This is a genomic window from Andreprevotia chitinilytica DSM 18519 (genome assembly GCF_000711875.1).
Taxonomy (GTDB): Bacteria; Pseudomonadota; Gammaproteobacteria; order Burkholderiales; family Chitinibacteraceae; genus Andreprevotia; species Andreprevotia chitinilytica.
Window position 1 is genome coordinate 29,340 of record NZ_JONM01000029.1, and the last position, 11,774, is coordinate 41,113.

The 11,774-nt window shown below is 59.9% G+C and carries 8 protein-coding genes; 7 read left to right on the forward strand and 1 reads right to left on the reverse strand.

What is annotated here, in order from left to right:
* Position 1: 1 nt before the first annotated feature.
* Complete coding sequence (locus tag BR41_RS19905) at positions 2–775, forward strand: C40 family peptidase (RefSeq protein ID WP_051711438.1); 774 nt, start codon at positions 2–4, stop codon at positions 773–775.
* A 115-nt stretch (positions 776–890) separates the two neighbouring features.
* Entirely contained in the window at positions 891–1,703 is an 813-nt protein-coding gene (locus BR41_RS24380; protein WP_156970816.1) for a hypothetical protein, read from the forward strand.
* A gap of 309 nt (positions 1,704–2,012) precedes the next feature.
* Here the strand turns inward: BR41_RS24380 and BR41_RS19915 are convergent, their stop codons facing one another.
* Entirely contained in the window at positions 2,013–2,834 is an 822-nt protein-coding gene (locus BR41_RS19915; protein WP_035060620.1) for a DUF5677 domain-containing protein, read from the reverse strand.
* A 302-nt stretch (positions 2,835–3,136) separates the two neighbouring features.
* Here BR41_RS19915 and BR41_RS19920 point away from each other — a divergent pair, with 302 nt between their 5' ends.
* The 5 genes from BR41_RS19920 to BR41_RS19940 are packed head-to-tail and all read left to right on the forward strand — an operon-like array spanning position 3,137 to position 11,645.
* Positions 3,137–3,727 carry a tail assembly protein gene (locus BR41_RS19920; RefSeq protein WP_035060622.1) on the forward strand — a complete coding sequence of 197 codons (591 nt, stop codon included), beginning with the start codon at positions 3,137–3,139 and terminating at the stop codon, positions 3,725–3,727.
* Positions 3,727–7,548, forward strand: a complete 3,822-nt coding sequence (locus BR41_RS19925; RefSeq protein WP_051711440.1) for a TipJ family phage tail tip protein — start codon at positions 3,727–3,729, stop codon at positions 7,546–7,548. The genes BR41_RS19920 and BR41_RS19925 overlap by 1 nt, the downstream gene beginning before the upstream one ends.
* 15 nt (positions 7,549–7,563) lie before the next feature.
* Positions 7,564–7,773: a hypothetical protein gene (locus BR41_RS19930; RefSeq protein WP_035060626.1), complete on the forward strand. Its 210-nt coding sequence runs from the start codon at positions 7,564–7,566 to the stop codon at positions 7,771–7,773.
* The gene (locus tag BR41_RS23240) at positions 7,770–8,753 is read left to right on the forward strand and encodes a collagen-like triple helix repeat-containing protein (RefSeq protein ID WP_051711442.1); all 984 of its coding nucleotides are present in this window, start codon (positions 7,770–7,772) and stop codon (positions 8,751–8,753) included. Before BR41_RS19930 ends, BR41_RS23240 begins: the two co-directional genes overlap by 4 nt.
* The gene (locus BR41_RS19940) at positions 8,754–11,645 is read left to right on the forward strand and encodes a hypothetical protein (RefSeq protein ID WP_035060627.1); all 2,892 of its coding nucleotides are present in this window, start codon (positions 8,754–8,756) and stop codon (positions 11,643–11,645) included.
* The last annotated feature ends 129 nt before the right edge of the window (positions 11,646–11,774 follow it).

Below are 11,774 nucleotides of genomic sequence, written 5' to 3' on the forward strand. Positions count from 1 at the left end.
GATGCAAACCAAGACCGAAAGCGCCATCCGACATCACGCGATGGCGGAATACCCGCGCGAGTGCTGCGGCCTGGTGATCATCGAGCGCGGGCGCGAACGCTACGTGCCGTGTACCAACGAGGCAGCGAGTAGCGAGCACTTCCGGTTGCCGGCGAGTGAATACGCCGATGCGGAAACCCGAGGCGAAATCATCGCCGTGGTGCACTCGCACCCGGATATGCCAGCCCGGCCGAGCGAAGCCGACAAGGTCGCCTGCGAAGCTTCCGGCCTGCCCTGGATCATCGTTCGGGTGGATGGCCCGGAGCCGGTCACCCAAGAAATCGTCACTATCGAACCCTGCGGCTACCAGGCGCCGCTGGTGGGTCGCAGCTTCGCGCATGGCGTGCTCGATTGTTACACCCTGATTCGGGATTGGTATCAGCGCGAGCGGCATATCACGCTGCTCGACTTCGAGCGCGAGGATGAATGGTGGAACAAGGGCCAAGACCTCTACATGCAACACTTCGCCGAGGCGGGTTTTACCCGGTTGCCAGACACCGCGCCGTTACAGGTGGGCGACGTGATCCTGATGCAGATTCGCGCCGATGCCACCAATCACGGCGCGGTCTATATCGGTGATGGGCTGATGCTGCATCACCTGTATGGGCGGCTGTCGACGCGGGATGTGTATGGGGGGTATTGGCGGGAGGTGACGCGGATGTTGTTGCGACGCCTATCGTCGTCAGGCACATGTGCGCTCACCGTGATCGACGAAGAGCAACTCTACCGATCCTGACATGATGATTGGTGTTGCCTCGATTTTTCTGGCTAGTACTATTTTGTAGATTTTCTGCAATAAAACTCTAAGCTGACGATTGTTTAACAAGTTATGGTCAGTCTTGGAGAGAGAAATGAAATCATATTCGTGCATAGCATTTGGCGTTGTTGTTTTGTATCTATTGAATGGATGTGCCGTGGTGCCCCCAAAGGAAGCCGCCCAAAATGTTCCCAAGCTTAATACTGTCAACCCCCTTCAAGCCGGCTTTTCCAACGTAGTCGACGTTGGATTCTTAAGTGAAAAATCTCCTTTCTCTTGCAATGGAGATATTACGTACATTCCGCTCCCCGCAATTGATGTTCCGAATTACAGTAAAAATACGTTAGTCAACGGAGTGCCTACGCAGAGTCCTGATAGCTGGCCTGACAAGACTGACGACGTTAACAACTTGCTTCCTAATATTGCAATGCAAGTTGTGATGGGGGATGCAAATGCTGCGGTGTCTGTCGATTCAATAGCAGGTGTAAAAGCATCCCATAAACATATATTGATTGATTTTACAAAATATCGTACCGAACCAATTAAGGACGGTAACGATAATACCCTGGCATATAGCAGAATTGGTGCTGGTTTGCGCGTGGATATCAAGTTCGATACTGTTGATGCCAATATCGGAAGTGGCCTATTTGCTCTGGCCGCAAGTGCAAAGGCTGGAAAAACATTGGGTACAGTTAGCGCCGAAATTATAGGGATGAATTCAAATGATGCAACGGTGTCAATGCCATTTACCTTGGATCTTTCCGATGCATCCATTCAGAAAGTGATTGAGGCTATGGCTATCGTAAGGACAAAGTTGACGGATGAAAAAACAAAGCTGAAGCCTCAATATATTGCGAGACTAAGTTGTACACAGCCTGCGGCTCAAGTGGCCCAAAAAGCTAACTAGAATCGCAACTCCAAGCGTGATCATTAAGCAAGAAATACAGAATGCTAAATAAATCATCCGGGGAAGATGCTAAACGTACGAGCCTGACTCGCAAGTAATATAAAGCCACACTATTGGCGGCAAACTTGCTATTAAGTTGCTTCCGCTCTAAGCTTGGCAGCATTACTTCTGTACCTACAGCCCCGCTTCGTGCGGGGTTTTTTTACGCCCATCGATTCCCATGACCCACTTACTCTGCACCGTCCGCTTGTACGGACAACTCAGCGGCTGTTGCTGGGCCTGCGCTGTTGAAGTGTAATTGTCTGGGGGTTATGTGGACTCGGTAGTAAAGATTTCTTTGGCATATTGATGCCCATCAGGATTGATGCTTTCAAGTGATAAAAGTGCAGTTTGTGAAAGAATTATGCGGCTAAGGTACTGGTTAAGTAATTGCAGCATCCACTCCAAATACATTTTCTCTGCATCATTCTCCGTTCCACGTCCACGCTCATTGGACTGTGAGTAGGTTGCCAAGGGAGTGCCGTGAGACTGATTGGACAGCAGCCTATATATGAACTTGAAATGGCCTCCGATTAGAGAAAATTGTGTGGCAATTTCATCATCGGTCATGTGCATGTCGGCGTTGCCATTTCTTACTTTGTCTGCCTGTTTCTTTTGTAACGTGGCAAATATTGGTGACGTAGTTATTGCTAGTTTTGCCCGAGGAAGATTTTTTTCGAAGCTATCTAAATTCTCTTGATTTTCTTTAAATTCTTTATAAAGCCGATACTTCTCGGAGTTCATGTGAAAGTAGTACAGATTCAAGCGAAATGTACTTTCCGCGTCACTTATGTTGAGCTGGCTTAGATAAAGATGGCGATGACAGGTTTCAATAAGTGTCCGGGTTAAAGTGGCGACGGATGGGAAATCCCAAAGGCGGGTTTTGTTAATTTTGTTCTCTGGAAGAATTGCATTGATTGTCATGGCGCTGAGAGTTAGTCGTGTATAAATTTTAGTGCTTTCAATTCCTAAATTGGTTGTATGAATTCCGCCGGAAGCATCGGAGAAACTGATGGCAATGAGAACGAGTTGTTCGAATATACGAAGTTCTTTGAAATAGCCTGAATCTACCTGGGGAGTGTCCGAATTCATGTAAATGCACCTTGTAGCTGGTCGGATGATGTACTTTGTCTGCAACGAAAATACTTCGAGTGAAGGTTAAGTTGTTTTAATTGCAGTGGCGATTTTGTTGAATGCTAGCCCATTTTATTCCAGGTATATCAATTTTGAGAGCAGCTTGATAAGTGGCGTCTGAATACTAAGGTTGCAGTCAATGCAGATATCAGTAGAGGTTGTTCCTTACCACCACTCGTGAATCTCAGCGCCATGTTCAACAATATGGTTACGTTATCCACAAACCCGCCCCGGCGGGTTTTTTTACGCCCATCGATTCTATGACCCACACCCTCCGCACCGTCCGCCTGTACGGGCAACTTGGCGCGCGCTTCGGGCGCGTGCATCGCTTGGCCGTGGCTTCTGCCGCCGAAGCCGTTCGCGCCCTGGGCAAGCTCTTGCCCGGCTTCGAGGCCGAGCTGATGGGCAGCCGCGACCGGGGCGTCGTGTATTCGGTGTTCCTCGGTCGCGACAACCTCAACGCGGATCGGCTGCGTGAGCCGGCCGGTGAGGCCGACATCCGCATCGCGCCGGTGCTGGCCGGTTCCAAACGCGGCGGCCTGCTGCAGACCGTGGCCGGGGTGGTGCTGATCGTGGTTGGCGCCATCGCCACGGCCTGGGGTTACGGCGTGATCGGCCAGCCGCTGATGAACATGGGCATCGCGATGGCCATCGGTGGCGTGGTGCAGATGCTGGTGCCGCAGCAGCAAGGGCTCTCGACCAAGGACGGGCCGAACAACGGTGCGTCGTACAACTTCAACGGGCCGGTCAACACCACCGCCCAGGGCAACCCGGTGCCGGTGCTGTACGGCGAAATGATCGTCGGCAGCGCGGTGATTTCCGGGGGCATTTACGCCGAGGACCAGCTCTGATGGGCGCACGTGACTTGATTGGTTTTGGTGGCGGCAAGAGCGGCGATGGGGGCCATACGCCGGTCGAGGCCAACGACAACCTGCACAGCATCGCTTATGCGCGGGTGCTCGATCTGGTGTCCGAAGGCGACATTGTTGGCCCGGTCAACGGCCTGCGCAGTGTGCTGCTCGATGGCACGCCGCTGCAGAACGCCGATGGTTCGTTCAACTTTACCGGCGTGTCGGTCGACTTCCGCGCCGGTACGCAGGATCAGGGCTACATCCCCGGCTTCCCGGCCGTCGAGAATGAATCGGCGGTGGGGGTCGAACTCAAGAGCGATCAGCCGTGGGTGCGTGCCATCAATAATCTGGCGCTGTCGGCGGTGCGCATCCGCCTGTCCTTCCCCGCACTCTCGAAGGCCAATACCGACAACGGCGATATCGGTGGCTATCGGATCGAGTACGCCATCGACCTGGCCACCGATGGCGGCACGTTTAAAACCGTGCTGAGCGAGGCGGTCGATGGCAAGACCACCAGCAAGTACGAACGCAGCCGGCGCATCGAGCTGCCGCGTGCCCAAGTCGGTTGGACCCTTCGCGTGCGCCGCATCACGCCGAATGCGCACAGCAGCTTGGTGGCCGATACCTCGATCATCGAATCGATGACCGAGCTGGTCGACGCCAAGCTGCGTTACCCGATGAGCGCGCTGATGGCGGTGCGGGTCGATGCGCGCCAGTTCCAGAGCGTGCCGACCCGCTCGTATCACCTGCGCGGCCGCATCATTCGCGTGCCCTCGAACTACAACCCGGATCAGCGCAGCTATGCCGGCGTGTGGGATGGCACCTTCAAGCTGGCGTATTCCAATAATCCGGCCTGGGTTTACTACGACCTGTTGCTCAACGAGCGCTACGGCCTGGGCGACCGCATCGACGCCAGCCAGGTCGACAAGTGGTCGCTGTACCAGATCGCCCAGTATTGCGATGTGCCGGTATCGGATGGCCGGGGCGGTCTGGAACCGCGCTTTACCTGCAATGTGTATTTGCAGGTGGCCGCCGATGCGGCCAAGGTGCTGCAGGATCTGGCCAGCGTATTCCGCGGCATTTCGTTCTGGGCCGCCAGCAGCGTGTTCGTGTCGGCCGATATGCCGACCGACCCGGTCTACACCTACACCAACGCCAACGTGATCGATGGCGAGTTTGGCTATCCCGGCAGCGGCCGGCGTACCCGCTACACGGTGGCGCTGGTGAGCTGGAACGATCCGGCCGACCAGTTCCGGCAGAAGGTCGAGTACGTCGACGACGAAGCCGGCCTCGCCCGTTATGGCGTGCAGAAGGTCGACATCAGCGCCTTCGGCTGCACCTCGCAAGCGCAGGCTCGGCGGGTGGGCAAATGGGCGTTGCTGTCGTCGCAGCTGGCGGGCGGGATTGCGTTTGCGGTCGGGCTGGATGGCGCCATCGCCATGCCGGGCCAGATCATCCGCATCGCGGATGCCCACCGCGCCGGCCGGCGCATCGGCGGCCGGATCAAATCCGCAGCCGGGCGCGTGGTGACCTTGGACAAGGCGCCGCAGATTGCCATTGGCGACCGGCTGGTGTGCACCTTGCCCAGCGGCACCGCTGAAACCCGTACCGTCTCAGCGATCAATGGTGACGCCATCACCGTGGGCAGCGCGTGGAGCACGCTGCCGCAGGCGCAGTCGGTGTGGGCGGTCGACAGCGACACGCTGGCCGCGCCGACCTATCGCGTGGTGTCGGTCACCGAAGGCGACGGGCTGACCTTCAAGATTTCTGCCGTCCAGCACGAGCCGGGTTTGTTCGATGCCGTCGACAACGGCGCGCGGCTGGAAACACGGCCGATCACGGTCATTCCGCCGTCCGTGCAACCGCCGCCGAGCAATGTCGTGATCACCGCCTATTCGGTGATCGAGCAGGGCATCGCCAAGACCAACGCGCATATCGCCTGGAACGCCGCCGACAAGGCCACCAGCTACGAGGTGCGCTGGCGGCGGGATAACGGCGAATGGATGAACGCCGGCACCACCGCTTCGCTCGGCGTCGATCTGCCGGGGGTGTATGCCGGCACCTACGTCGCCCAGGTGCGGGCACGCAATGCGCTGGGGGTGTTTTCCCAAGTGGCGCTGAGCGCGCCGACCACGCTGCAAGGCAAGACCACGCCGCCACCCGTCGTCACCAGCCTGACCACCGCACCCCAAGTATTCGCCATCGGCCTGCATTGGTCGTTCCCGACCGGGCCGCTCGATGTCGAACGCACCGAACTCTGGTACGGCCAGACAGCCAATCGGGCCGATGCGATCAAGCTCGGCGACTTCGCGTACCCGCAGAACACGCACACGCTGCTGGGCGCACCGCTGGGTAAAACGGTCTGGTTCTGGGCGCGGCTGGTCGACAAGAGCGGCAACGTCGGGGACTGGTATCCGACCGGCAACGGCATCCCCGGTGCAGCATCGAGCAACCCGGATGAGATTGTCGCGGTCATGGGCAAGATCGGCCCGGAGCGGCTGACGCCCGCGCTGCTGAACCAGCTCGATGCCAGCGACCGGCTGGATGGCTTGCGCGACGAAATGACCCAGCTCGCCGAAGCGCAACGCGATGCCATTCTGGATGCCGAGCACACCGGGGGCACGGCCCGTTCCGCGCAGTCCGGCGTGGCGGTGGCGCTGCAGCAGATCAGCCAGCAAGCGGATGAGCTGCACGCCGAAGCCAAAGCGCGCTTGCTGCTGCAAGCCTTGCTCCATGACGTGCAGGCTGGCCTGCTGGTCGAACAATCGGTGCAAGCCGATGACATCGAGGCCATCAGCACCAGCCTCACCACGCTGATCAGCCATGTGGCGGCCAACGATGCAGCGATCATTCAGGAAGCCACCACCCGTACCACGCACGAGTCGGCGCAGGCGTCGACCCTGCAGCAGGTGCAGACCAAGGTGGGCGACCTGTCGGCCAGCATCACCCAGCTGGCGCAAAGCCTGGACGGGCTGGATGCAACCTACATCCTCAAGGTCACCGCCAACGGCAAGATCGCCGGTATGAAGCTGCAGGCCAACCAGCAGGGCGCGGCCATCGACTTTTTGTGCGATGCCTTCCGCATCAGCCTGCCGGATGGATCGAGCAGTACGGCGGTCTTTGTGGTGACCTCGGTCAACGGCCAGCCGGCCGTGGGCATCAATGGTGGCCTGATCGTCACCGGCTCCATCGCGGCCGATGCCTTGAGCGTGCAACGGCTGTCTGCCATCTCGGCCAACATCGGCATCGTCACGGCCGGTCTGCTGCGCAACAGCGCCAATACCAGCTTCATCAATCTGGATGCCGTGAAGGGTGCGCCGTTCCTGTCGGCCGGTAATGGCAACGTGGTGCTGTATGAAGACGGCCGGGCCTACTTCAACAACGTGGTGATCAGCCGGCCGATGCAGGTGGCATCGGGCACGTGGAATGGCTCGCTGGTGGCGTGGGCCTGGCACAGCGCGCAGAACCAGGGCGATACCAGCTATGCCCTAACCGGGCCGTATTCGATGCTGATCGACACCGGTTATGAAGACCCGGACGCCATGTATGGCCTGCCGCCGAATTTCTCGCTGGTGGCCGCCGCCGTGGCCAACAAGGGCACGCATTCCCCGGCGCTCGATCTGCAGTACCGCATCGCCATTTCGCCGACGCTGGTGTACGCGCCGCTGCTCTACACCACCACCGGTGTGCAGGGGAATGCCTCCGGCCGCGTCTACATCAATGTCGCGGTGCAGGTGCTGAACATCACCGGGGCGACGCCCGCGCAAATCACCAACATCGTCGTCAACACCATCAACTGGAAGCTCTACAAGGTCACCTAGGAGGCACCGCCCAGCATGGAACTCCCCCGCATTCCGCTCTATGTCTTCGACCCGGCCACGGGTGCGCTGATTTCGCAAATTCTCGTTAAGGAAAACGACGCCATCAGCCCGACACGCGGCGACGTTACGCCGCTGGCACCGCCACCCGAGACGGTCGAGCAGCAGGCGTTTTTTAAGCAAGGGGCGTGGGTATTGCAGCCCCGCCCAACCGGGGCAAACGGATGAGCTACGCAGCGTGGTATCGCGTCGGCACCGTCTCGGTCGAGGCCGGTAACGTGTTCGTCACCGGCAGCGGCACGTTCTGGTCCGATCAGCTCAAGGCTGGTGATATTTTCATGCTCGGCAACGTGCTGGGCGAGATCCAGTCCGTGACCGATGATGAACACCTGGCACTGGTCGAACCGTGGGAAGGTCTGACACGCAGCAACGCGACCTACAAGGTGATTCGCAACTTTGATGCGACCCCGGTTGGTTTCTTTACCGCCCGGCTGGCGGCGTTCTTCGGGCGCTTCCAGACCGCGCTGGCGCAGATCCTGGCCGTGTTCACCAGCACCGCGCCCACGGTGTCCGTGACGGACATCGCCGACCGGTTGGTGGCCGTGCCGACCTGGCGTTCGCTGGCTGATGCCGCCGCGAACGGCACCGGTACGGTTGGCCCGCCCGGTGCAACCGGTCAGCCTGGTCCAAAGGGCGACACCGGGCCACGGGGTTTTCCGGGGCTGCCGGGTATGCCGGGCGTCAACGGCCTGAACGGTAAAAGCGCCTTCGAGCTGGCGCAGCTGCACGGTTTTACCGGCAGCGAAGCGCAATGGCTGGATTCGCTCAAAGGCAGCGGCGGCGGTGGCGGCGCAGCATTGGCGTGGACCAACCTGACCGGCTTCCCGGTGCTGGCGGCCGGCGAGTTTGCCGAGCGGCCCCTGGCCGGTGGGGCGTGGGATAAGGACGCGATTCTCATTGCGGCCGTCTCGATGGCGCCGAGCGCACCGACCGACCGCTACCGCATCGAGATCATCCAGCACGTGCTCGATGCCGACACGGTGATCTATGCCACCGCGCCGCTGGATGGCCCGTTTATCGATGCCGCACCGGTCACCTTGTTGCGTGCACCGACCAGCACCTTGCGGCTACGCCTCACCGCCGTTACGGCCATGAATACCGGTGGCAGCAACTATGCCGCCATCAAGTTCCTCGCAACCGGAGTGTAAATGCGTCCCCCGTTCCCCTCGCTTGGCGACTATCTGCAGCTCTACCCAGCCACGCCAAGGATCGGCCTCGATCCCTTCAACCTGCGCGACACCTACTACCCGCGTAGCGCCTTCACCTTGGCCGACACGTTCACCAATCCGTACACCGGCACCGTGCGTAATGGCGCGTGGTCGGTCGATGCCGGCGACCTCACCTTGCCCGACAGCGCCAAGGAACCGCGTGCGTATTGCACGCAGGGTATGGCGTCGCTGACCTTTGCCGGCACGTCCTGCATCCTGCGTGTGCAACTGAACAGCAGCTGGGGCACCGGCAAAATCCGCATCGACGGCAAAGTGCCGAGCACGCTCGGCTTGGTGGCCGCCCTCGATGTGGTCGATTGCAACGCCGACAGCTACACCGGCATCGATGGCACGCAGTACGTCGACGTCGTGGTCGCCGATGGTCTGGCGGCCGGCAATCACACCCTGGAGATCGTCGTCGATAACGCGGCGAACAAGTGGTTTTGCATTGCGGCGGTGAAGTCGCGTAGCTTCTACACGCTGCAGCCTTATGCCTTTAGTGGCTGGCATGCCGGCATCGATACCCGCCTGAACGATGGCGCGCTGACCTTGCATAACAACGGCGGCAAGACGATCAAGAACGTCGCCGTCACCGTGCCGGCACAGCTCAAGCAGCAGAACGGCACCGCTTTCGCCAATCCGCTGCCGGTGGGCGACCTCGCGCCCGGCGCCAAGTACGTGCTGCACTACGCGATCGATGCCAGCGCCGAAGCCGATAGCGCGACCTATACCGTGGGGCTGCAGGGCTATTACGACGACCCGGCCGGCACGGCCACCTTCACCAGTGACGTGCTGCTCGGCGTGGCCAATGCCGCGCTGACCTTTAGCAGCGGCTGGACCAAAGACACCGCGACACCGGGCAATGTAATGCGTGCATTCAGCGGTGGCACCGGCAAGACCGTGACGTTTCAGACCGACGCCACCAGCTTCGTCGTTACGCTGCAGAAGGAATACGGCTGGGGTAGGGCGTCGGTGCTGGTTGGCACCACCAGCTACGCCACCTTGACCAGTGCCGATGCGGTTGGCGGCGGTTTTCTCACTGATGTGACCGTCACCGGCCTGCCGGCCGGCAGCAAGACCATCACACTGAAGACGCTCGACGGGGCCGCGAAACCGTTCGTCTTCACGCAGGTGAAGTTCAGCAAGTCGGCCACGTTCAGCCTGGTGACTGAACAGATCCCGCTGCACTACACCTTCCAGCACATCCCGCCGTTCGCTCCAGCCAATCCGCGCCTGCAGGCCGGGCAGATCGCGTGGGATGTACAGAGCGGTGCGCAGCAAGACCTCGCCATTCCACGCAGCAATGCCGGCCTCACCGCGACGCAGGTGTACACCCGCTTCCCGACCTATGCCGTCTATTACGGTGCTGGCCAACTCGACATCCTGAGCCAGTATGATCTGGTGGTGATCGAACCCAAGGCCATGACGCGCCAGCAGGTGGCGCAACTGCAGGCCAAGGGCGTGATCGTGCTGGGCTACATCAGCTTCGGCGAAGAAGACGGCATCAAGACCGACCCGTTCGACGACCAGTCGCCGCAAGGCCCGTGGTTCGACGATGCGGGCGGTCCCGGTGGCTACGCCAGCTATTACAACAAGGGCGGCAATGGCTTCGGCGAGGCCAGTGAATGCGGCCACGACCAGCAGCGCGTCGAGGGCCGCAAAGCCTGCGCGGTGGGCAACGCCAAATACTTTACGGGCACCGGTCGCTGCAGCTGCGCGTGCACCCTCGACAGCCGCGACGGTTACGCCAAACAATCGACCGGGGGAGTTTGCGGCGGCGGTTATACCTCGGCCAACAATTGGCACCGCGATGCGATGACCGCGTGCGCCAACACCGCTTGCCCGAAGTACGCCCCGGTGAATCAGAAGTGCAGTCAGTACACGCCGGGCGAGGTGCGCTGGGGGCAGGATTTCAGCATGGCCACGCCCAGCTACCCGGATCAGAACGGCATCTGGGGCTCGTCCTTTATCAACCCGCTCGCACCGCGCTGGCAGCAAAAAATCAGCCAATCACTGTTTCCGATGGTGTTCGATCCACCGGCACCGCACACCGAGACGATCACGCTGCAAAGCCACGCTACGGCGGGCGGTGACACCAAACTGGTGTTCCGGGTGACGCATTGGCCGATTGATGATGGCGAACCGCTGACCATCACCAACGTGGCCGGCACGTACACCTACCAGCGCAATGTCGATTACAGCTACGACAAGGACGTCGGCACCTTTACGGTGGATGCGAACGCGGGTGTCGATGCCGGCCAGACCGCTCCGGTCGTAGGAACGCCACTGGTGATCCACTACAGCCGCAAGGGGCTGCAGTGCGATGGCGTGTTCATGGATACGGTCGACACCGTCGATGTGTACCCGAGTAACCCCTTCCAGACCGCGTTCGCGACGATGATCAACGCCCTGAAGGCGGAGCGGCCGACCAAGCTGTTCTGCTCAAACCGGGGGTTTACGATCCTCGACCGGATCATCGGCAGCTGCGCCTTTGTAATGTTCGAGAGCTTCCTCGTCGACTACAACTGGTCGACCGGGACGTATTCGAAGATCACGGATGCCGACAGTGTGGCCTTCAATAACGGCATCAAGCAGCAGCTCAAAAACCTAAGACGAAAGCACACCTTCGACGTGCTGGCGCTCAACTACTGCGACAACGGCCCGGCCGGTGACGAGTTACGCCAGTACATCGCCGAGCAATGCGCGCAAGAGGGTTATATGAGCTGGTCGACCACCATCCTGCTCAACGATCCGCTCCCCAACAACCCGCTACAGATGAACCCCTACGGCATGATCCGGGGCAACGGCTGGCGACTTCTAAAGCAGGTATGACATGACGAACGAAGCGAATCCATTCCTGACCGACATCCCGATGGTGGCGCAGGTGCGCGCACTGCGGAATGTGGCCGGGGTGCTGGTCGAGACACCGGTCGGGGATTGCCAACGGGTGTGGTTCCGCAT

Excerpts from the sequence above, each read along its gene's own strand:
- BR41_RS19940 (WP_035060627.1), top strand. The coding sequence starts at position 8,754 with ATGCGTCCCCCGTTCCCCTCGCTTGGCGACTATCTGCAGCTCTACCCA.
- BR41_RS19920 (WP_035060622.1), top strand. The coding sequence starts at position 3,137 with ATGACCCACACCCTCCGCACCGTCCGCCTGTACGGGCAACTTGGCGCG.
- BR41_RS19905 (WP_051711438.1), top strand. The coding sequence starts at position 2 with ATGCAAACCAAGACCGAAAGCGCCATCCGACATCACGCGATGGCGGAA.
- BR41_RS23240 (WP_051711442.1), top strand. The coding sequence starts at position 7,770 with ATGAGCTACGCAGCGTGGTATCGCGTCGGCACCGTCTCGGTCGAGGCC.
- BR41_RS19925 (WP_051711440.1), top strand. The coding sequence starts at position 3,727 with ATGGGCGCACGTGACTTGATTGGTTTTGGTGGCGGCAAGAGCGGCGAT.
- BR41_RS19915 (WP_035060620.1), bottom strand. The coding sequence starts at position 2,834 with ATGAATTCGGACACTCCCCAGGTAGATTCAGGCTATTTCAAAGAACTT.
- BR41_RS19930 (WP_035060626.1), top strand. The coding sequence starts at position 7,564 with ATGGAACTCCCCCGCATTCCGCTCTATGTCTTCGACCCGGCCACGGGT.
- BR41_RS24380 (WP_156970816.1), top strand. The coding sequence starts at position 891 with ATGAAATCATATTCGTGCATAGCATTTGGCGTTGTTGTTTTGTATCTA.